21 protein-coding genes and 1 pseudogene are annotated in these 18,804 nt (G+C 65.6%); 13 read left to right on the forward strand and 9 right to left on the reverse strand.

Features of this window, described 5'->3' with window-relative positions; translation table 11 throughout:
• The first annotated feature begins 1 nt into the window (after nucleotide 1).
• From MQW79_RS12220 to MQW79_RS12235, 4 genes and pseudogenes are all read left to right on the forward strand, one after another.
• A complete protein-coding gene (locus MQW79_RS12220) occupies nucleotides 2-391 on the forward strand; it encodes a RidA family protein (protein WP_476584750.1) in 390 nt (129 codons plus the stop codon).
• Nucleotides 388-816 carry a GNAT family N-acetyltransferase gene (locus MQW79_RS12225; protein ID WP_476584751.1) on the forward strand — a complete coding sequence of 143 codons (429 nt, stop codon included), beginning with the start codon at nucleotides 388-390 and terminating at the stop codon, nucleotides 814-816. Before MQW79_RS12220 ends, MQW79_RS12225 begins: the two co-directional genes overlap by 4 nt.
• 309 nt (nucleotides 817-1,125) lie before the next feature.
• Nucleotides 1,126-1,260 (forward strand): annotated as a pseudogene (locus tag MQW79_RS12230) (CPBP family glutamic-type intramembrane protease); the annotation flags it as partial.
• Nucleotides 1,261-1,297: 37 nt separating this feature from the next.
• Nucleotides 1,298-1,459 (forward strand): CPBP family glutamic-type intramembrane protease, encoded by a 162-nt coding sequence (locus MQW79_RS12235; protein ID WP_476584752.1) that lies wholly within the window; start codon nucleotides 1,298-1,300, stop codon nucleotides 1,457-1,459.
• 21 nt (nucleotides 1,460-1,480) lie between these two features.
• Here MQW79_RS12235 and MQW79_RS12240 read toward each other — a convergent pair whose 3' ends face one another.
• Nucleotides 1,481-2,431, reverse strand: coding sequence for a homocysteine S-methyltransferase family protein (locus MQW79_RS12240; protein WP_476584753.1), 951 nt, complete (start codon nucleotides 2,429-2,431; stop codon nucleotides 1,481-1,483).
• Nucleotides 2,432-2,681: 250 nt separating this feature from the next.
• Between MQW79_RS12240 and leuB the strand changes: the two genes are divergently transcribed.
• Nucleotides 2,682-3,782 (forward strand): 3-isopropylmalate dehydrogenase, encoded by a 1,101-nt coding sequence (gene leuB, locus MQW79_RS12245; protein WP_476584754.1) that lies wholly within the window; start codon nucleotides 2,682-2,684, stop codon nucleotides 3,780-3,782.
• Between the two features lie 160 nt (nucleotides 3,783-3,942).
• Here leuB and rpsP read toward each other — a convergent pair whose 3' ends face one another.
• The 3 genes from rpsP to MQW79_RS12260 all read right to left on the reverse strand — a co-directional run bounded on the left by rpsP (nucleotide 3,943) and on the right by MQW79_RS12260 (nucleotide 6,551).
• Complete coding sequence (gene rpsP, locus MQW79_RS12250; RefSeq protein ID WP_476584755.1) at nucleotides 3,943-4,305, reverse strand: 30S ribosomal protein S16; 363 nt, start codon at nucleotides 4,303-4,305, stop codon at nucleotides 3,943-3,945.
• 41 nt (nucleotides 4,306-4,346) lie between these two features.
• Nucleotides 4,347-5,930, reverse strand: coding sequence for a signal recognition particle protein (gene ffh, locus MQW79_RS12255; RefSeq protein ID WP_476584756.1), 1,584 nt, complete (start codon nucleotides 5,928-5,930; stop codon nucleotides 4,347-4,349).
• Between the two features lie 195 nt (nucleotides 5,931-6,125).
• A complete protein-coding gene (locus MQW79_RS12260; RefSeq protein WP_476584757.1) occupies nucleotides 6,126-6,551 on the reverse strand; it encodes a class I SAM-dependent methyltransferase in 426 nt (141 codons plus the stop codon).
• A gap of 202 nt (nucleotides 6,552-6,753) precedes the next feature.
• Between MQW79_RS12260 and dapF the strand changes: the two genes are divergently transcribed.
• The 4 genes from dapF (at nucleotide 6,754) to MQW79_RS12280 (ending at nucleotide 11,045) form a co-directional block, all read left to right on the forward strand.
• Nucleotides 6,754-7,602, forward strand: coding sequence for a diaminopimelate epimerase (gene dapF, locus MQW79_RS12265; RefSeq protein WP_476588226.1), 849 nt, complete (start codon nucleotides 6,754-6,756; stop codon nucleotides 7,600-7,602).
• Entirely contained in the window at nucleotides 7,602-8,864 is a 1,263-nt protein-coding gene (gene mtaB / locus MQW79_RS12270) for a tRNA (N(6)-L-threonylcarbamoyladenosine(37)-C(2))-methylthiotransferase MtaB (protein ID WP_476584758.1), read from the forward strand. Before dapF ends, mtaB begins: the two co-directional genes overlap by 1 nt.
• Before the next feature lie 16 nt (nucleotides 8,865-8,880).
• Nucleotides 8,881-10,224, forward strand: coding sequence for a signal recognition particle-docking protein FtsY (ftsY, locus tag MQW79_RS12275; RefSeq protein WP_476584759.1), 1,344 nt, complete (start codon nucleotides 8,881-8,883; stop codon nucleotides 10,222-10,224).
• A gap of 191 nt (nucleotides 10,225-10,415) precedes the next feature.
• Nucleotides 10,416-11,045 (forward strand): septation protein A, encoded by a 630-nt coding sequence (locus MQW79_RS12280; protein WP_476584760.1) that lies wholly within the window; start codon nucleotides 10,416-10,418, stop codon nucleotides 11,043-11,045.
• Here the strand turns inward: MQW79_RS12280 and MQW79_RS12285 are convergent.
• From MQW79_RS12285 to tsaD, 5 genes are all read right to left on the reverse strand, one after another.
• The gene (locus MQW79_RS12285; protein ID WP_476584761.1) at nucleotides 11,037-11,438 is read right to left on the reverse strand and encodes a DUF1761 domain-containing protein; all 402 of its coding nucleotides are present in this window, start codon (nucleotides 11,436-11,438) and stop codon (nucleotides 11,037-11,039) included. The genes MQW79_RS12280 and MQW79_RS12285 overlap by 9 nt on opposite strands.
• Before the next feature lie 152 nt (nucleotides 11,439-11,590).
• The gene (locus tag MQW79_RS12290; protein WP_476584762.1) at nucleotides 11,591-12,025 is read right to left on the reverse strand and encodes an EVE domain-containing protein; all 435 of its coding nucleotides are present in this window, start codon (nucleotides 12,023-12,025) and stop codon (nucleotides 11,591-11,593) included.
• Nucleotides 12,026-12,029: 4 nt separating this feature from the next.
• Entirely contained in the window at nucleotides 12,030-12,323 is a 294-nt protein-coding gene (locus MQW79_RS12295; RefSeq protein ID WP_476584763.1) for a YciI family protein, read from the reverse strand.
• A gap of 1 nt (nucleotide 12,324) precedes the next feature.
• A complete protein-coding gene (locus MQW79_RS12300) occupies nucleotides 12,325-13,314 on the reverse strand; it encodes an NAD(P)H-dependent glycerol-3-phosphate dehydrogenase (RefSeq protein ID WP_476584764.1) in 990 nt (329 codons plus the stop codon).
• Nucleotides 13,301-14,359 (reverse strand): tRNA (adenosine(37)-N6)-threonylcarbamoyltransferase complex transferase subunit TsaD, encoded by a 1,059-nt coding sequence (gene tsaD, locus MQW79_RS12305; RefSeq protein ID WP_476588227.1) that lies wholly within the window; start codon nucleotides 14,357-14,359, stop codon nucleotides 13,301-13,303. The genes MQW79_RS12300 and tsaD overlap by 14 nt, the downstream gene beginning before the upstream one ends.
• Before the next feature lie 78 nt (nucleotides 14,360-14,437).
• Here tsaD and hemC point away from each other — a divergent pair, with 78 nt between their 5' ends.
• From hemC to MQW79_RS12325, 4 genes are read left to right on the forward strand one after another with little or no spacing between them, the layout of a single operon-like run.
• Nucleotides 14,438-15,376 (forward strand): hydroxymethylbilane synthase, encoded by a 939-nt coding sequence (gene hemC / locus MQW79_RS12310; protein ID WP_476584765.1) that lies wholly within the window; start codon nucleotides 14,438-14,440, stop codon nucleotides 15,374-15,376.
• Nucleotides 15,376-16,107, forward strand: coding sequence for a uroporphyrinogen-III synthase (locus tag MQW79_RS12315; RefSeq protein WP_476584766.1), 732 nt, complete (start codon nucleotides 15,376-15,378; stop codon nucleotides 16,105-16,107). The genes hemC and MQW79_RS12315 overlap by 1 nt, the downstream gene beginning before the upstream one ends.
• 24 nt (nucleotides 16,108-16,131) lie before the next feature.
• Nucleotides 16,132-17,400, forward strand: a complete 1,269-nt coding sequence (locus MQW79_RS12320; protein ID WP_476584767.1) for a COG4223 family protein — start codon at nucleotides 16,132-16,134, stop codon at nucleotides 17,398-17,400.
• The gene (locus tag MQW79_RS12325; RefSeq protein WP_476584768.1) at nucleotides 17,397-18,782 is read left to right on the forward strand and encodes a heme biosynthesis HemY N-terminal domain-containing protein; all 1,386 of its coding nucleotides are present in this window, start codon (nucleotides 17,397-17,399) and stop codon (nucleotides 18,780-18,782) included. The genes MQW79_RS12320 and MQW79_RS12325 overlap by 4 nt, the downstream gene beginning before the upstream one ends.
• Nucleotides 18,783-18,804 lie beyond the last annotated feature (22 nt).

The following is an 18,804-nucleotide window of genomic DNA, read 5'->3' on the forward strand; positions in this document are numbered from 1 at the left end:
GATGGTCCAGCGCGTCTCCACCGGTTCCCCGTTCGAAGCCACCTTTGGCTATTCCCGTGCCGTCAGGCACGAAGACACGGTCTATGTGTCCGGCACGACCGGCTATGACTATGCCACCATGACCATGCCCGAAAGCGTCGGCGAGCAGGCGAAAAATGCCCTCGCCACTATCGACAAGGCGTTGAGGGAAGCCGGCTCCTCCATCCAGGACACCGTCCGCGTGGTCTATTATGTCGGCGACCGGAGCCTGGTCGACGAAGTCGTGGCTGCCGTTGGCCCCGTGTTCAAGGACATCCGCCCGGCCGCCTCCATGCTCATCGTGCAGATGATCGAGGAAGGCATGAAGATCGAGATCGAAGTCACCGCCCGCCTCGGGGCCGCCACCTCGTGACCGCCACGCCCCGCCTCGAATTCATCGACGCGCCCAGCGCCTCCGAGATCGAGGCGGTCGTGGGGATCCTGGGCGCCGCCGCCGAGGCCCAACGTCCCGGCGGCAATTACCGCGACTATGGCTTCCTTCTCAGGGATGAAGCGGGGTCGATCCTGGGCGGGTTGACTGGATATGTCCTCTACGACTGGATGTTCATCCAGTTCGTCTCGGTTGCCGCCGAATTGCGCGGCCAGGGATGGGGCAGGATGCTGATGCAAAAGGCCGAGGACTGGGCCCGCGAGCAGGGCCTGGGGGGCATGTGGCTCGACACATTCGCCTTCCAGGCGCCGGACTTCTACCGCAGTCTCGGCTTCGTCGAATTCGGCACCATCGAAAACCACCCTTCCGGATCGCGCCGCATCTTCTTCCAGAAGCGCCTGGCATAGAACATGACCCGCCGGCAGCTTGTCCTCATCGCTCATGCAGCGCTCCTCATCGGGGCGCTGTTTTTCATCGTCCCTGGCCTGACCCAGTGGGATAGCCGCGCCGGCTATCTCTTTTCGCTCACCTTCTACTGGCTGTTCTTCTGCCTGCCGGTCATCGGCTGGCACGCTCTGGCCGGCAATGACGGACGCCTCTTCTCGGAAAAACTCGCCTGGCGCGACTGGTGGATCCTGCCTCTGCTCGTGATCCAGGTCGGGCTCGTCGCCACGGTCAATTTCGTCCCCAATACCTCGATCCTGAGCCAGAGCGGCATGTATCTGGCCCTGCTGATCGCCGCCATCAACGGCCCGGTCGAGGAAATCGCCTGGCGCGGCGGCTTCCTCAGCACTTTCCGCGATCGCCCGCGCCTGGGCTTCTGGCTTGGATGGGCGCTCTTCACGCTCTGGCATGTGCCGCTGGCGCTGAGCGCCGGCATCACCTTCGATGGCGGCGCGCTGGCCCCTTGTCGGCGGCGCCTTCGCGCTCGGCCTCTTCTGGGCCTGGGTCGCCTGGCGTACTGGCTCGGTCTTTTACACCAGCATGGCCCACGGCCTCACCAATGTCGTCGCCTTCTGGGTGCTGTTTGACCGGAACGGTTTTGTCTGAAGGCGCCCGATCGGCTGGCGGTCAGGGCGCACCCGGAAGACAGGTTTGGCAGATGGCATCGATGTGCCTGTGGTCGGTTCCACAGCATCCGCCGATCACCCTGATATTGGGCAAGAGCGGCAAGAGGCGCTGATAGCGCTGCGCCAGATCCTGCCAATCCCCTATATCGAGCACGGGGCTCTCATCCAGTTCGGCATGGCTCTTCATCGAGGCATTGACGCGCAAGCCGCCAATCCGGTCCACCCAGGTGCCGGCATGCCTTATCGTGCTGGCAAAATGGATCGGATGGACGCAATTGATCATGTAATAGGCCGGTGAGCCATTGGTCGCCTCTTCCACCGCCTCGATCGCCTCTCCCAACGGCTTACCGCCGGGCAGGCGGCCATCGGTCTCAAGGGTGAAGGAGAGCACGCAGGGCAGCCCCGCTGCCTCGGCCAGGCGGGCTATGCCAATGGCCTCGGGGACATTGGTCAGCGTCAGTGCGGTGACGAGATCGGCCTCCGCCTCCGCAAAAGCCGCGATCTGCCCGGCGTGGTAGTCCAGCGCCTCGTCCACGCTCATGGCTCCGTCATATTGCCAGGCATCGCGCCTCGGACCCATGGCGCCACTGACCACGGTTGGCACGCCCGCTGCCTCAAACGCCGCGGCGACCTCTCGGCAGAGCTGAACGGCAGCAATGTCGACGGCCCTCAGCCTCGCCGCGTCATAACCAACCCGCGCGCCCCAGTCGGGATTGGCGCGCCAGGTATTGGTGTCGAACAGGAAGCCCTGTCCGGCGCGGCGGGCAATCTCGACATAGGGCGCGTAATAGTCCCGCATCACCTGTCGGCCGGCTGCGCTGTCATTGAGCTCGAACACGGTGAAATGGGGAAAGCTGTGGCCTACATTGAAGATGAGGTGGGTCTCGATGCCGCCATCGGTGACGAACATCTGGCCCCTCTGCTGCGGCAGTATCGGAATGGATTTGCCCATGGTGACCCCCTGTTGCCCAGGCAATCCGGCGGTCGGGAAATCTGCCGCCGTCATGCGAGACCGGGCTTCATCGAGGGCATCAATCTAGCAAGTCTGCGCCCATTGCGGCAGCACTCAGGTCCATCGGCGCGTTGAGAGGGCAACATCGGACGATTCTGCCTCAGCCGTCCTTGCGTGAAGGGCCGAAAACCTTGTATGTCGGCTCCAATTTCAAGGTGTACCCACCAGTACGGCGAGGAGCAGTTCCACCATGGCCACCCATTCCCTTTTCCTTCTACCCGGCGACGGCATCGGCACCGAGATCATGGTCGAGGTGGAAAAGCTCATCGCCTGGACCAATGCCGAGGGCCTGACCGACTTCTCGACCGATAGCGGCCTGGCTGGCGGTGCGGCCTATGACGCGCATGGCGTCGCCATCACCGATGAGGACGTCGCCAAGGCCAAGGCCGCCGACGCCGTGATCTTCGGCGCTGTAGGCGGGCCCAAGTGGGACAATGTTCCCTATGAGCACCGCCCCGAGGCCGCCCTCCTGCGCCTGCGCAAGGAGCTGGCCGTCTTCGCGAACCTGCGCCCCGCCATCTGCTACCCGGCCCTGGCCGAAGCCTCTTCGCTCAAGCGCGAACTGGTGGAAGGCCTCGACATCCTCATCGTCCGCGAGCTGACCGGCGGCGTCTATTTCGGCGAACCCAAGACCATCACCGATCTCGGGGATGGCCAGAAGCGCGCCGTGGACACCCAGGTCTACGAGACCTATGAGATCGACCGCATTGCCCGCGTCGCCTTCGACCTCGCCCGCACCCGTGGCTCCAAGGTCCATTCGGCCGACAAGAAGAATGTCATGAAGTCCGGCGTGCTCTGGGATGAAGTCGTCAAGAATGTCGCCAAGGACTATCCCGATGTGGAACTGCACCACATCCTCGCCGACAACGCCGCCATGCAGCTGGTGCGCACCCCCAAGCAGTTCGACGTCATGGTCACCGACAACCTCTTCGGCGACATCCTGTCCGACGTTGCGGCCATGCTGACTGGCTCGCTCGGCATGCTGCCCTCCGCCTCGCTCGGTGCGCCCGATCCGGTCACCGGCAAGCGCAAGGCCTTCTACGAGCCCGTCCACGGCTCGGCCCCCGACATTGCCGGCAAGGGCATTGCCAACCCCATCGCCATGATCGCGTCCTTCGCCATGGCGCTGCGCTATTCGTTCAACATGGGCGAGCTGGCCAACCAGGTCGAAGGCGCCATCTCCGCCGTTCTGAGCGATGGCCTGCGCACCGGCGACATCGCCCAGGCCAATTGCAAGACCGTCGGCACCGAAGAAATGGGCGCGGCCATTCTGGCCAAGCTGAAGCAGTAGGCGCTCACTGGCCCCTGCTCTCTTTCGTCACCACCGGGCTTGTCCCGGTGGTCCATGGATTGCCCGGACGAGCCGGGCAATGACGATGAGCAACGACATTGACACATAACAAAAAGCCCCGGTGTCTCCACCGGGGCTTTTCACTTGGCGATCGCCAATCTTACTCGGCAGCGCCTTCAGCGGCGGCAGCGGCCTTGGCGGCCTTCTCTTCGGCGCGTTCCTTGGCCTTGTCGCCCGGGACACCCTTGTTCGGGTTGTTGCGGGCTTCGCGCTTGACGAGGCCGGCAGCGTCGAGGAAACGCTCGACACGATCGGTCGGCTGGGCGCCATGCGACAGCCAGTGCTTGGCGCGCTCGGTGTCGAGCACGACGCGGTTCTCGGCATCCTTGGCCAGCAGCGGGTTGAAGGTGCCCAGCTTCTCGATGAAGCGGCCGTCACGCGGCGAACGGGCGTCGGCGATGACGATGTGGTAGAAGGGGCGCTTCTTGGTGCCGGCGCGGGCAAGGCGGATCTTGAGAGCCATTTTGCAGTCCTGTCAGTTTAAGTCGAGTTGTTGAATTCGGGTTATTTCTTCTTGCCCAGGCCGGGAAGGCCGGGGAAACGGGGCGCTCCGCCAAGACCGGGCAGAGCCGGAGGACCGGAGGATTTCAGAAGCGCATTGACGTCGCTGGGCAGCGCCTTCTGCGCAGGAAGGTCGGCCGAGGGCAGGCCCTTCAATTGCTCGGGATTGATGCCGGCCTGGCGGGCCATCTGTTCGAGCTGCTTGGGGTCCATCTTCGAGAGATCGGGCATGCCGCCCATCATCTGGCCCATCTTGCCGCCGAACATGCCGCCCAGCGCACCCATGCCACCCTTGCCGACCTTTTTCATCATGTCGGCCATCTGGCGGTGCTGCTTGGAAAGCTTGTTGATTTCCGAGACTTCGACGCCAGCGCCGGCGGCAATGCGCTTGCGGCGCGAAGCATTGAGCAGGTCCGGGTTTTCCCGTTCCTTTTTCGTCATCGAGTTGATGATGGCGATCTGCCGGTCGAAGACCTTTTCGTCGACATTGGCCCCGGCCATGGCCTTCTTGAGCTGGCCCGCGCCGGGGAGCATGCCCATGAGGCCACCCATGCCGCCCATCTTCTTCATCTGGATGAGCTGGGCGCGCAGGTCGTCGAGGTCGAAGGAGCCCTTCTTGAGCTTCTTGGCCATCTTGGCCGCGTCTTCGGCCGTGACATGCTCGGCGGCCTTTTCCACGAGCGAGACAATATCGCCCATGCCCAGGATCCGGTCGGCGATGCGGCTGGGATGGAAATCCTCCAGCGCATCCATCTTTTCGCCCACACCGATCAGCTTGATCGGCTTGCCGGTGGCAGCGCGCATGGAGAGCGCCGCGCCGCCGCGACCATCGCCATCGACACGGGTCATGACGATGCCGGTCACGTCGAGACGCGTATCGAAGCTGCGCGCGACATTGATCGCGTCCTGGCCGGTCAGCGCGTCGACCACGAGCAGGATTTCGTGGGGCTTTGCGATCTCCTTGATGGAGACCGTCTCGGCCATCAGCTCTTCGTCGATATGGGTGCGGCCGGCGGTGTCGAGGATGAGCACGTCATAGCCACCCAGACGCCCTTCGCGCTCGGCGCGGCGGGCAATCTCGACCGGCGTTTCTGACATAACGATGGGGAGCGTATCGACGCCCACCTGTTCGCCGAGCACGCGCAGCTGCTCCATGGCAGCGGGGCGGCGGGTATCGAGCGAAGCGAGCAGCACCTTCTTGCGCTGCTTGTCCTTCAGGCGCTTGGCGATCTTGGCGGTGGTCGTGGTCTTGCCCGAACCCTGCAGACCGACCATGAGCAGGGTCACCGGCGCCGGGGCATTGAGATCGATGCTGACGGCATCGGAACCAAGCACGGAAACAAGCTCGTCATTGACGATCTTGACGACCTGCTGGCCCGGCGTGATCGAGCGGGTAACCTCGGCGCCGACGGCGCGCTCGCGCACCTGTTCGACAAAGGCACGGACGACTTCGAGGCTGACGTCGGCTTCGATCAGCGCCCGGCGGATTTCGCGCATGGCCGCATCGACATCGGCTGCGTTGAGCGCGCCGCGTCCGCGAAGACCATCGAAAATTTTGCCAAGCCGGTCGCTTAAGCTCTCAAACATCTTTTTTCCTTGTCTCTTCGGGCTTGTCCGATGAGATATGGGGCACATCGCGGCAAACGCAAAACCCACCCGCGGGCGCAACGCGCTGGCGGATGTTGGCCTCCGGGATCGTGGTACCCGTATGGGGTCCCGGTGGGCTGGTCAGGTGCAAAAGCCTGATGAACGGGGTGGCTTTAGGGGAAACCGGCAGGGGAGTCAAGAAATGCCGGAAATATCCCGGCCCCGCACCGGCGCCCGGTCGTCGATGCATAAAAACCCGTCGGGTTTTAGCGCCGCCTTGATCCGGGACAGCGCCAGCGTCTCGATCTCGGGATGGCGGCCATCCAGCGCACCCACCCGCATGGCAAAGACCAGATCGAATGGCGCCTCACCCTTTTCCAGCACAAAGTCCTCCACGGCGGACCGCCGGAATTCGAGCCTGCCGCTTGCAAGCTCCGCCGCCGATCCCGTTTCCGCCTGCGCGATGGCCTTGGCGGAGCGGTCGATGGCGACGATCGCGCCCGATGTCAGCATGCGGCTGATTTCCCGCGCCGCCACGCCCGGCCCGCAGCCCACTTCAAGCACGCGCAGGTCGAACCGCAGCGGCAGGGCGGCGATGGCCTGGGCAATCCGGGGTGACATGTTCTGGCTCATGTGAGGACAATCGCACAGGCCGGCGCCGGTTCCTGTCAGCAGGATCGCGCGCGCCATGCCCGCGGCGGAAACGGCTTGCGGCAAGCCCGGTCTGGCAATTTGATGCCAGTTCCGCCATATAGGTCGGCAAGGCTGTGTTTCAGCTGGGAATTTCGGAAATAGCGCCGTGAGCGACGTCCCCTTTTTGAAAATGAACGGACTGGGCAACCAGATCATCGTCGCCGACCTGCGCGGCACGACGTCCCGCGTCACGCCCGAGGCCGCCATTGCCATCAATGCCCGTGCCGAAACCAGGTTCGACCAGATCATGGCCATTCATGACCCGCGCACGCCCGGCACCGCCAACTATATCGAGATCATCAATTCCGACGGCTCCCGCGCCCAGGCCTGCGGCAATGGCATGCGCTGCGTCGTCCAGACCCTGAGCGCCGAGCAGGGCCGCCAGCGCTTTACCTTCGAGACCGTGGCCGGCATCCTGTTTGGCGAAGAGGCCGGGGACGGGCAGATCACCGTGGATATGGGTACGCCCAAATTCGCCTGGTACGACATACCCCTGGCCGAGGAATTCGCCGATACCCGCCAGATCGAATTGCAGATCGGGCCGATCGATGATCCGGTCCTGCATTCGCCCTCGGCCATGTCGATCGGCAATCCGCACGCCACCTTCTGGGTCAAGGACGACGTCTGGTCCTATGCGCTCGATCGCTTCGGGCCCATGCTGGAAAACCATCCGATATTCCCGGAGCGCGCCAATATTTCCATCGCCAATGTCGTGGCGCCAGACCGCATCATCCTGCGCACCTGGGAACGGGGCGCCGGCCTGACCGAGGCCTGTGGCACGGCGGCCTGCGCCGCCCTGGTCAATGCGGCGCGCACCCGCCGCACCGGCCGCAAGGCCACCGTGACCGTGCCCGGCGGCGACCTCGTGGTCGAATGGCTTGCCGACGACCATGTGACGCTCACAGGGCCGGCCGAGTTCGAATGGCGCGGCCGCCTCGACCCGGTGACCGGCGCCTGGACGCGCAGCGAGGCCGCGTGATGGCGGTCGAGACCTTGACCTTCGGCTGTCGCCTCAACGCCTATGAGGGCGAGGTGATGCGCAAGGAGGCCGAAAAGGCCGGGCTCGACAACGCCATCATCATCAACACCTGCGCGGTGACATCGGAGGCGGTGAAACAGGCGAGGCAAGCCGTGCGCAAGGCCCGCCGCGACCATCCCGAGGCCCGCATCATCGTCACCGGCTGTGCCGCCCAGACCGAGGCCCGCGCCTTTGGCGAGATGGACGAGGTCGACCTCGTCATCGGCAATGAGGACAAGCTCAAGGCCGACAGTTATCGTCCCTTGGTCTTTGGCCATGTGCTCAACGACAAGGTCCAGGTCAACGACATCATGAGCGTGCGGGAAACCGCAGGCCACCTGATCGAGGGGATGGACGGGCGCACGCGCGCCTTCGTCCAGGTGCAGAATGGCTGCGACCACCGCTGCACCTTCTGCATCATTCCCTTTGGCCGCGGCCCCAGCCGCTCGGTGCCCATGGGCCTGGTCGTCGACCAGATCAGGCAGCTCGTTGCCGGCGGCCATTCCGAAGTGGTGCTGACCGGCGTCGACATCACCTCCTATGGCCCGGACCTGCCCGGCAGCCCCACGCTCGGGCAGCTCGTCCAGGCGATCCTGCGGCATGTGCCGGACCTGCCGCGCCTGCGCATTTCGTCCATCGACAGTATCGAGGCCGATCCGGCGCTCTACGACGCGGCAAGCGACCTTCGCTTCATGCCGCATCTGCATCTGTCGCTGCAATCGGGCGACGATCTCATCCTCAAGCGCATGAAACGGCGCCACCTGCGGGACGACGCCCTGGCCGTGGTCGAGCGCTTCCGCAGCCTCCGGCCGGACATGGTCTTTGGCGCCGACATCATCGCCGGCTTCCCCACCGAAACAGACGAGATGTTTGCCAATTCGCTGCGCTTCATCAGCGAGGCGAACCTGACCTATATCCACGCCTTCCCCTATTCGCCCCGCCCAGGCACCCCGGCGGCGCGCATGCCGCAGGTCGACAAGGCAGTGGCCCGCAAGCGGACAACCGAATTGCGCGAAGCTGGCGCGCGTCAGCTGGCCGCCTTGTGCCAAAGCAGGCTCGGCGGCACCGAAACCGTGCTGGTGGAACGCAACAATATCGGCCGGACGGAACAGTATATTCCCGTGCACGTTGCCGGGATCGAGCCTGGCCGCCTGCTCAGCATGCGCATGACCGGCCTGTCGAGGACCGGTCTCACCGGCGAGCCGCTGCTGGCGGCGGCGTGAAGGAAGCAGGACCCCTATGACTGAAAAGAAACCCGGCTTCTTCCAGCGCCTGTTTGGCACCCAACCGGAACCGGCGCCCCGGAGCCAGCCGGCGCCAGAGCCCGTTCCCGCGCCGCCGGAAGCCTTGCCCGAGGCGCCGGTCGAACCGGTCACGCCCGCAGCCGAACCGGTTCCGGCGACGCCCGAGCCTGCCGTCTCCGAGCCAACCCCGATCACCCCGGACGCCATTCCCCTGGAGCCGGAGCCGCAGCCTGACCCGGTGCCGCCGCCCGCGCCCGAGCCCGTGCCGGAGGACCTTCCCCCGCCCGGCCCGCCGGAAACCACGCCTGACTATATCGAGGAGATCGAAGACCAGCGCGCCAGTGCCGCGCCTGTCGCCCCGGGCCCTCTTCCAGTCACCGCGATCACGCCCGCACCCGTCGTGCCGGAACCTGCAGCGCCCCAGCAGGGCTGGTTCCAGCGCCTTGCCTCGGGCCTCAGACGCTCGTCGGACAATCTCACCACCTCCATCACCTCGGTCTTCACCAAGCGCAAGCTCGACGCGGCAACGCTCGATGAGCTGGAAGACGTCCTGATCCAGGCCGATCTCGGCATCGACACCGCCATGGCCATCACCGAGACGCTGCGCCGCGACCGCTTTGATCGCGACGTCTCGGGCGAGGATGTGCGCTCGGTGCTGGCCGCCGAAGTCGAGAAGGTCCTTCGCCCGGTCGCGCGGCCCCTCACCATCGATACGGCGAAAAAGCCCTTCATCATCCTGATGATCGGGGTCAATGGATCGGGCAAGACCACGACCATCGGCAAGCTGGCGCAGAAATTCACCGCCGAGGGCAAGTCGGTCATGCTGGCGGCCGGCGACACGTTCCGCGCCGCAGCCATCGAGCAGCTGCAGGTCTGGGGCCAGCGCACCGGCGCGCCCGTCATCGCCCGGCCCGCCGGCGCCGATGCCTCGGGCCTCGCCTTCGATGCGGTGACCCAGGCCAGGGCCGAGGGCCGCGACGTCCTCATCATCGACACGGCCGGACGCTTGCAGAACCGCGACGAGCTGATGAACGAGCTCGAAAAGGTCATCCGCGTCATCAAGAAAGTCGAGCCCGAGGCGCCACACGCAACGCTGTTGACGCTCGACGCCACGACCGGCCAGAACGCCATGAAGCAGGTGGAAATCTTCGGCCAGCGCGCCGGGGTGACGGGCCTCGTCATGACCAAGCTCGACGGCACCGCGCGTGGCGGCATTCTCGTCGCCATTGCCCGGAAATTCGGCCTGCCCGTGCATTTCATCGGCGTGGGCGAAGGCATTGCCGATCTCGAACCCTTCGAGGCCCGGGATTTTGCGCGGGCGATTGCGGGAAGGGAATAGCATTTGAGGGTGGATCACCGGGACAAGCCCGGTGATGACGAAGGACTGGATATCTCGTCCCGTCATTGCCCGGCTTGTCCGGGCAATCCATTTTCCTTCAGCACCCGCGACAAATTCTCACCACTCTTGTCTCGTATTGCACCCTTGCATCGCGTGGCTCGACTCATCAGATTGAGCCGATGGAACAAAAAATGACCGACAAGACCGCCGAACCCGAAGTCAACTGGGATGAATTGCGTCCCCAGCTCATCAAGCTGGCGCTGGAAATCGGCCCGCTGGTCGTTTTCTTCATCATGAATGGCCGCGCCGACATCTTTGTCGCGACGGCCTGGTTCATGGCGGCCATGACCCTGTCACTGGCGCTCTCCTGGCTGATCCTCAAGAAGATCGCGGTCATGCCGCTGGTCACCGGTGTCGTGGTTCTGGTCTTTGGCGGCCTGACGCTGTGGCTGCAGGACGACACCTTCATCAAGGTCAAGCCCACCATCACCAACACCCTCTTTGCCGCGGTGCTGCTGGGCGGCCTCGTCTTCGGGCAATCGCTGCTGAAATACGTCTTCGGCGACGTCTACAAGCTCAAGCCCGAGGGCTGGTGGAAGCTGACGCTCAACTGGGGTCTGTTTTTCGTCGTGCTCGCCGTGCTCAACGAAGTCGTGTGGCGCAATTTTCCGACCGATTTCTGGGTGGCGTTCAAGGTCTGGGCCATCATGCCGCTGACCGTGGTCTTCTCCATGACGCAGCTGCCGCTCCTCAACAGATATGCGCCGGCAGCGGAACCGGTGACGGTTCCGCCCGTGGCGAGCGGCAGCGATCTAGCCTAGAAGCCCGATCACCACGCCCTGGATCACCAGCACGCCCAGGACATGCAGGCCGTCGATGACGGTCAGCGACCATTTCATGCCTTCATAGCGATGGTTCATGATCAGCGTGGTGATGACGAAGCCAAACCAGACAAGCACAGCAACGTGCACGGCACTCCCGATCGAGATTTCGCCCATCGCCATCGGCGTCAGCTGGGCCAGGACATAGGCCATGACTAGCTCGACGACAAAGGACCAGATAAACGGCGCATAGCCGACTTGGAGCTGGTCCTTGGTCTTGCCCAACGCGGCAAGCCATTGTTTCGATAGAGCCATGTACCACACGGCCCCAAAGACATAGGCGGCCACGGCGGCCAGCACCACGGCCAGCCAGTTGACGGCTAGAAAATTCATCTCGAAATCCCCCAAGCGCATGAGCTGCGCGAAGAAAATCTAGGCTGATTTTACGGTGCTGAATAGCGCGGCTTGCCCGCCATTCGACCTGAGGTCTCATGGCCTTGTAAGCTCAAATCGCTCCACCGGAGCGATTTGCCCCTGCGGGTCGCTTACAAGCCACCCATCTTGCAAAGCAGCTTCCATTCGGCGTCCGAAACCTTGGATACCGAAAGGCGCGACAGCTTTACCAGTTCTAGCTCGGAAAGGGCTTCGGTGGCCTTGATCTCGGCCAGCGTCACCGGGCGCTTGAATGGCTCGACCGACTGCACGTCGACGCATTCCCACACCACTTCGCCCTTGGCGTTGAGCTCGGCAGTGGAATCGGGATGCGCCTTGGCCACCACTTTCATGATGCCCACGATCTCCTTGCCGATATTGGAGTGGTAGAAGAAGGCCTGATCGCCCACGGACATGGCCCGCATATTGTTGCGCGCCGCATAATTGCGCACGCCGTGCCATTCCTCCACTTCGCCACGGCCGGTCTTGGCCACGAGGTCATCGAAGGAGAACACATCCGGCTCGGACTTCATCAGCCAATAGGCCATTGTCTCAGATCTCCGCGCCCGAATTGTTGATGGCGATGCGCCAGCGCTTGACCTCGTAGCTGGCAAAGACGCCCGCCGGCACGAAGGGATCGGCTGCGGCCATCGCTTCAGCCTCGGCCAGTGTTTCGGCCTCGAACACCACGATCGAGCCCTCCGGCTGCTCCTCGGCATTGAGCAGGGCGCCGGCAAAGACCAGTTTGTTGCCCAGCGACTTGAGGTGCTCCAGATGCACCGGACGGGTATCGAGACGCGTCTGCAGCGCCCCGGGCGCATCCTTGGCAATCATGGCATAGAGCATTTCAGGCTTCCCTCTTGAGCGGGCGGGCCATCAGGCCCGCAACGATAGTGGCAATATCGGCCTTGCCGGCAACCACGGCATCCACCGCCTCGATCAGCGGTGCATCGACCGAAAGACTTCTGGCCAGCGCGGCCGCGACCGGGGCGGTGGCAACGCCCTCGGCGAGCTTGGCGCCAGATGCCAGAATGTCCTCCGTGCGGCGTCCGGCGCCGAGCGCCATGCCGAACTGGTAATTTCGCGACTGTACTGACGTGCAGGTCAGCGTGAGGTCGCCCAGCCCGGCGAGGCCTGTCAGCGTATGGGCCGAGCCGCCCATGGCCGTTACCATGCGTGCCATTTCCGCATAGCCCCGCGCGATCAGGGCCGAGCGCGCCGAAGCTCCCAGATCCGCGCCCTCGACCGCACCACAGGCCAGCGCATAGACATTCTTCAGTGCCCCCGCGATCTCGACGCCGATCCGGTCATCCGCCGCATAGGGGCGGAAGGTGGGGCCGGCCAGCGCCGTCGCCAGGTCCGAGGTCAGGCTGGCATCGTCTCCGGCCAGGGTGACCGCGGTGGGGCGTCCTGCCGCGACGTCGGCGGCAAAGCTGGGGCCCGAGAGAACGTAGCCGATGGCCTCGGGCGCCATGTCGGCGAGGATTTCGCTCTGTCGCGCCAGGGTGCCGGCCTCAAGGCCCTTGGCCGAGAGCACGACGGGCCGACCGGCGAGAAGCGCGGGATCGAGCCCCGACAGCAGGGTGCGGGTGGCCTGCGCCGGGACAGCCAGGACCACGATGTCGGCACCGCCAAAGCGCGACACCGCGGTAAGACCCGGCAACAGCGCCTGCCCGGGCAGGGCCGCTTCATTTCTGCGACTGGCATTGATAGCGTCGGCCTGTGCCGAAGTGCGGACCACCAGAGTGGTCGGACGCCCGGCCATGGCGGCGGCCTGCGCCAGGGCCGTGCCCCAGGCACCCCCGCCAATCACCGCGACGCTGTCAAACGGCATCATCGGAAACCCTCATGTCGGGCGTATCGAGTGGCCAGCGCGGCCGCGCCGCAACGTCCAGCGCGTCATTGGCGCCCAGCGCCAGCCGTTCGGCACCGGCCCAGGCCACCATGGCGCCATTGTCGGTACAAAGGGCAATGGGCGGCACCACAAGCCGCGCACCCGTCTCGGCCACGACCGCGGCCAGTGCCGCCGCGATGGCCTTGTTGGCAGCAACGCCGCCCGCCACTACCAGTTGCGGCCGTGCCTCGGGCAATTCGGACTTGAACCGCTCCAGCGCCTGGCGCGAGCGGGTTGCGACGATCTCGGTCACGGCCGCCTGGAAGCCTGCGGCAATGTCGGCCACATCCTGGTCGGTCAGCGGCGCCAGTGCCTCTGCCTGCAGGCGAACTGCCGTCTTGAGGCCGGAAAAGGAAAAATCCAGCCGCTGCTCCCGCAGCAGCGGGCGCGGGAATTTAAACCGCTTTGCGTCGCCCTCGCGGGCGATCCGCTCCACTGCCGGCCCGCCCGGATGCCCAAGGGACAAGAGCTTTGCCACCTTGTCGAACGCCTCGCCCAGGGCGTCGTCAATGGTGCCGCCCCAGCGCTCGTAATGCCCCACGCCGCGCACCAGCACGAACTGGCTATGTCCACCCGAAACCAGCAGCATCAGATAGGGGAATTCCACGAAATCGGTCAGCCGCGCCGTCAGCGCATGGCCCTCGAGGTGATTGACGGCGATGAGCTGCTTGCCCAGCGAGGCGGCCAGTGCCTTGGCCGTGGTGAGGCCCACCAGCACGCCGCCGATCAGCCCCGGACCTGCCGTGGCGGCAATGGCGTCGACATCCTCGAGCGCGATACCCGCTTCATCCACCGCCTGGGCGATGATGTGGTCGAGCCATTCGACATGGGCGCGCGCCGCCAGTTCGGGCACAACGCCGCCAAAGGCCGCATGCTCGTCAAGCTGGGAGCGCACCACATTGGAACGAATTGTGCCGTGACCCGATTGATCCCGCACGACAATGGCGGCGGCGGTTTCGTCGCAGCTGGTTTCAATACCCAGAATGATGGCTTGCGCTTGCCCGGTCACGACGATCTGGTCTACTCCAAAAACTGTCTTTACCGCCTACACTAGGACTGGCCGAATATGCAATCGCCCGCCCCCTTCGCCCGGATCGGAACACGTGGCAGCCCGCTGGCGCTGGCCCAGGCGAAACTGGTGCGTGAACTGCTGAGCAAAGCGCATGGCGTGGCCGAGGAGCGGATCGAAATCGAAGTGTTTTCGACCGGCGGCGACCGCAGCCAGGCCGAGAATACCACGCTCTCCGATATTGGCGGAAAAGGGGTCTTCACCAAGGAAATCGACGAGGCGCTCCTGGCCGGACGGATCGACCTGGGCGTGCATTCGAGCAAGGATGTCGCCACCGGCCTGCCACCAGGCGTGGTGCTGGCGGCCTTCCTCGAGCGCGAAGACGTGCGCGACGCCTTTCTCTCTGTCTCGGTCGGGGGCTTGGACAATCTGCCCGAGGGCGCGCGCTTCGGGACCTCCTCGATCCGGCGCGCCGCCCAGGCGCTGCGCCTGCGCCCTGACCTCCAGATCGTGCCCTTCCGCGGCAATGTACATACGCGCCTGCAAAAGCTGCTTGACGGCGTTGCCGACGCAACGCTGCTCGCCCTGGCCGGGCTCAACCGGCTGGGCGAAGCGCATCGCGCCACAGCCATCCTCGATCCCGAGGATTTCATGCCCGCCCCGGCCCAGGGGGCGATCGGCATGGCCATTCGCGCGGGAGACCAGCGCCTTGCCGACATCGTCGCGCCGCTCGATCACGCCCCGACCCATATAGCCATTGCCGCCGAACGCGCTATGCTGGCCGTGCTCGACGGGTCCTGCCGGACCCCGGTCGGGGCGCTCTCGGGCGAGGCCGGCGGTCTGCTCACGCTCAAGGGCGAAATCCTGAGCCTTGATGGACAGGTGAGCTATCGCGCCACGGCTCAAGGCAGCGACCCAGAGCAACTGGGCGGGAGCGTCGCCCGCGACCTCCTGGCCCAGGCCGGCCCTGATTTCCTCCAGCGCTGGAACCGCTGATGCGCATGCTGATTACCCGCCCTGAACCGGATGCGCAGGCCACGCAGGAGCGGCTCGCGGCCCTGGATATCGCAGCGGACATCGCGCCCCTGATGACGCGCCAGACGCTCAAGGCCAATCTGCCCGGCCCCGATGGTTTTGCCGCGCTGGCGCTCACCAGCACCAATGCCCTGCGGGCGCTTGCCGATCTCACCGCCCTCGACACCCTGCTCGACATACCCGTCTTTGCGGTAGGGGATCGGACCGCCCACGAGGCCCGGCTCCTCGGATTTACCGCGGTCACGGCCGCCGACGGTACCCTCGATTCGCTGGTCACCACCATTGCCCTGGCGCGGCTTGGCGGCCCGGTGCTCTATCCTGCGGGCAAGCATCTGAGCGGCGACCTGGCGCATGCGCTGGCTCCCCACGGCCTGATGGCGGTGACCGTGCCGGTCTACGAGATGGTGGCCGAGACCACGTTGTCTGATCCCACCCGCTTGGGTCTCGCGACCGCACGCTATGCCGCGGTACTCTTGTATTCGCGGCGGACCGCCGAAATTTTCAGCACCCTGACCGCCGAAATTCTCTCTCCCGACGACAGGCGCAAACTGCCTGTTATCTGTCTCTCTGAGAATGTCGCCCTGCCCCTGCTGCGCTCGCATTACAGCCGGGTTCTCCTCGCCGACCATCCCAGCGAAGAGGCCATGCTGGCGACAACGCTGGCTTTTGCCCGCGAGCAAACTGGGTCATGATCGGACAAACGCAAAGGAAGCGCCATGGCAGAAACGACCGGCAAGGACATGCCAGCAACCGATCCCAAGCCCACGGTGGTGGGCAAGACCGGCCCGGTCAAACCGCCGGTTCTGGAGGGCACGGCTCGTCCCAGCGCGACGGGCAAGCCCGCTGATTCGACATCGAGTGCCAAATTGTCCGACAAGCCGGGCACCGCTTCGACCTCGACACCGGCATCCACGCCGGCAGGCAAGCCTGCATCCAGCACCCCGCCACCCAAGCCGCGTGATCCGCCGGAAACCGGCAATGGGGGGGGTGGCGCCTGGCTTGCCGGCATTGTCGGGGGCCTTATCGGTCTCGGCGCGGCCTACGGTCTGGCCTGGTTCGACCTCTGGCCCAGCCCGGAACAGGCACCTGCGCCGGCCGATCCGCGCCTTGCCCAGTTCGCCACGGCCATTCCCGAACTTGAGACCGTGACCGGCACGGTGCAGGACGAACTGGCAACCCTGACCAGCCGTGTTGGTGCGCTCGAAACCAGCCAGACAGAGACGCCCCCCGCTGCGGCGGCGCCCGCTGCCGCGGATTCGGCCCTGGCCGAAGAGGTCGCGGCGCTGTCGGCACGTCTCGATGACCTGGCCGCCACAGCCGGCACTGCCGTCTCCAGCGGCGAGCTTGCGGCGCTGCAGACCGAACTGGCGACGCTCAAGGCCGAAGTGGCCGATACCCGGGCTCAACTCGCCCAGTCCGAGCAAGCCATGGCCCAGATCAGCCAATCGGCTGACGAAACGGCTGGAGCCAATGCGGCAACCTTGCGCCTGCCGCTGATTTTCTCGGGCCTCGATGCCGCCTTCGTTAGCGGTCGCCCCTATGAAAGCGAACTGGCCGCCCTGCGCCAGGCCCTGCCCGACACGATCGTGCCCGAACCGGTGGCGGCTCATGCCGCCAGTGGCCTGCCGCGTCCAGAAATGGTGCAGGTCGAGCTGGTTGCGGCCCTGCCCGCCATGCTTGCCGGCCGCCCCGCCGATGCCCAGGCGAGCTGGCAGGATGCAACGGCCGACTGGTTCCGCGGCCTCATCGCCCTGCGCCCGGCCGGTGCTGTCGAAGGCGACGGGCCCGACGCCACCATTGCGCGGCTTGAAGCGGCCGTCGAACGGCGCGACTTCGTGACCGCCCGGAACGAATTTGCCGCCCTGCCCGAAACCATGCGCAATGCGTCAGGCACTGTGGGCGGCGATATCGAGACGCTCGCCGAGGCGCAGGACTTTCTCACCCAGTTGCGGGCCACCGCGCTCAACGGGGAGAGCGGCGCATGATTCGCCTCGCCTCCTGGATCATCGGCAGTCTGCTCATTGCCGGTCTTGCGGCCTGGGTCATCGCCCTGCCGGGTACGCTGACCCTCGATGTCGGCGGCTATCGCATCCAGCCGCGCCTCGGAACGGCGGTCGTCATTCTCTTGGCCGCCGCGGCCTTCGTTATCCTGGTCTGGGCCATCCTGCGCCGCATTATCGGCGCTCCAAGGGCGATCGCGCGCCGGCGGGCCGCAAAGCGGCGGGAACAGGGTGTGGAGGCGCTTTCAGACGCCGTCATCGCCCTGCAATCGGGCGATCCGGCCCGCGCCCGCATCATGGCGCGCGAAGCTCAGGCCCGGCTGCCTGAAAATGGCGCGGCGCGGCTCCTGGAAGCCCGCGCCGACCTGGCGCTGGGCGACATGCCTGCCGCCCGTGAGCACTATCGCGCGCTGATCGCCAGCGAGAAGACCGCCGTGGCCGCCCTGACCGGTCTTTACGATCAGGCCCGGGCGCAGAACCGGCCAGAGGCGGCACTGACCTTTGCCCGCAAGACCCTAGCCCTCTCCCCCGACACCAGCTGGGCCGGCCAGGCCGTGTTCGATGATCTGGCGCGGCGCGGCCAATGGGCCGAGGCCGTCGCCATGGTCAATGCCGAACACGCGACCAGCCGCGAGGAAAAGGCCCGTAAACGTCGCCGCCAGGCGGTGATCGAAACCGCCCGCGCACGCGAAAGCGAGACCAGCCAGCCCAATTCGGCGCTGGACCACGCGCTGACGGCGCTGAAACTGCTGCCCGATTTCGTCCCCGGCGCCCTTATTGCGGCGCGCATCTATTCCAATCGTGGCGAGGCAAGGCGCGCCCAGAGCCTGTTGCGCCGCATCTGGCGCGCCACCGGCCACCCCGATGTTGCAACGCTCTATGCCCATTCCCAGCCCGGAGCCTCCGCCGTCGACCGGCTGAAGCGCCTGGGAGAAATCATTGAAATGCCGCCCGCCCACCGTGCTGCGGCCATGGCAATGGCCCGCGCTGCCATCGATGCCTATGACTGGCCCCGCGCCCGGGCGGCCCTGCATGGCTTTATCGGCACCGAGGCGACGCAGGGCGTGTGCAGCCTGATGGCCGAAATCGAGGAAGGTCAGGCCGGCGACCACGGCAAGGCGCGCGAATGGCTGGCCCGCGCCGTGCGCGCCCCGCGCGACCCCGCCTGGACCGCCGATGGCATTGTCAGCGATGAATGGGAACCGATTTCCCCGGTCACAGGGCGGCTGGACGCCTTTGAGTGGAAAGTGCCGGTGGCCAGCAATACCCGTCCCGCCCCGCTTCCCCCGGCCACCTCCGAGCCGACGCCGGCCTTACCCGCAGCCGAAACGCCCTTGCCCCTTGCATCGGTTGAAAACGCCCAGTAAAAGACCGCCCATCCGGACGGGA

It is taken from the genome of Devosia sp. Micro-HW1 (genome assembly GCF_056341075.1).

What these genes read in the sequence shown, in the direction of transcription:
- mtaB (WP_476584758.1), top strand. Translation starts at nt 7,602, where the DNA reads ATGGCGGTCGAGACCTTGACCTTCGGCTGTCGCCTCAACGCCTATGAG.
- leuB (WP_476584754.1), top strand. Translation starts at nt 2,682, where the DNA reads ATGGCCACCCATTCCCTTTTCCTTCTACCCGGCGACGGCATCGGCACC.
- MQW79_RS12280 (WP_476584760.1), top strand. Translation starts at nt 10,416, where the DNA reads ATGACCGACAAGACCGCCGAACCCGAAGTCAACTGGGATGAATTGCGT.
- ftsY (WP_476584759.1), top strand. Translation starts at nt 8,881, where the DNA reads ATGACTGAAAAGAAACCCGGCTTCTTCCAGCGCCTGTTTGGCACCCAA.
- MQW79_RS12315 (WP_476584766.1), top strand. Translation starts at nt 15,376, where the DNA reads ATGCGCATGCTGATTACCCGCCCTGAACCGGATGCGCAGGCCACGCAG.
- MQW79_RS12295 (WP_476584763.1), bottom strand. Translation starts at nt 12,323, where the DNA reads ATGCTCTATGCCATGATTGCCAAGGATGCGCCCGGGGCGCTGCAGACG.
- MQW79_RS12260 (WP_476584757.1), bottom strand. Translation starts at nt 6,551, where the DNA reads ATGTCACCCCGGATTGCCCAGGCCATCGCCGCCCTGCCGCTGCGGTTC.
- MQW79_RS12325 (WP_476584768.1), top strand. Translation starts at nt 17,397, where the DNA reads ATGATTCGCCTCGCCTCCTGGATCATCGGCAGTCTGCTCATTGCCGGT.
- MQW79_RS12235 (WP_476584752.1), top strand. Translation starts at nt 1,298, where the DNA reads ATGGCGGCGCGCTGGCCCCTTGTCGGCGGCGCCTTCGCGCTCGGCCTC.
- MQW79_RS12220 (WP_476584750.1), top strand. Translation starts at nt 2, where the DNA reads ATGGTCCAGCGCGTCTCCACCGGTTCCCCGTTCGAAGCCACCTTTGGC.
- MQW79_RS12240 (WP_476584753.1), bottom strand. Translation starts at nt 2,431, where the DNA reads ATGGGCAAATCCATTCCGATACTGCCGCAGCAGAGGGGCCAGATGTTC.
- dapF (WP_476588226.1), top strand. Translation starts at nt 6,754, where the DNA reads ATGAACGGACTGGGCAACCAGATCATCGTCGCCGACCTGCGCGGCACG.
- MQW79_RS12320 (WP_476584767.1), top strand. Translation starts at nt 16,132, where the DNA reads ATGGCAGAAACGACCGGCAAGGACATGCCAGCAACCGATCCCAAGCCC.
- hemC (WP_476584765.1), top strand. Translation starts at nt 14,438, where the DNA reads ATGCAATCGCCCGCCCCCTTCGCCCGGATCGGAACACGTGGCAGCCCG.
- ffh (WP_476584756.1), bottom strand. Translation starts at nt 5,930, where the DNA reads ATGTTTGAGAGCTTAAGCGACCGGCTTGGCAAAATTTTCGATGGTCTT.
- MQW79_RS12285 (WP_476584761.1), bottom strand. Translation starts at nt 11,438, where the DNA reads ATGAATTTTCTAGCCGTCAACTGGCTGGCCGTGGTGCTGGCCGCCGTG.
- rpsP (WP_476584755.1), bottom strand. Translation starts at nt 4,305, where the DNA reads ATGGCTCTCAAGATCCGCCTTGCCCGCGCCGGCACCAAGAAGCGCCCC.
- MQW79_RS12300 (WP_476584764.1), bottom strand. Translation starts at nt 13,314, where the DNA reads ATGATGCCGTTTGACAGCGTCGCGGTGATTGGCGGGGGTGCCTGGGGC.
- MQW79_RS12290 (WP_476584762.1), bottom strand. Translation starts at nt 12,025, where the DNA reads ATGGCCTATTGGCTGATGAAGTCCGAGCCGGATGTGTTCTCCTTCGAT.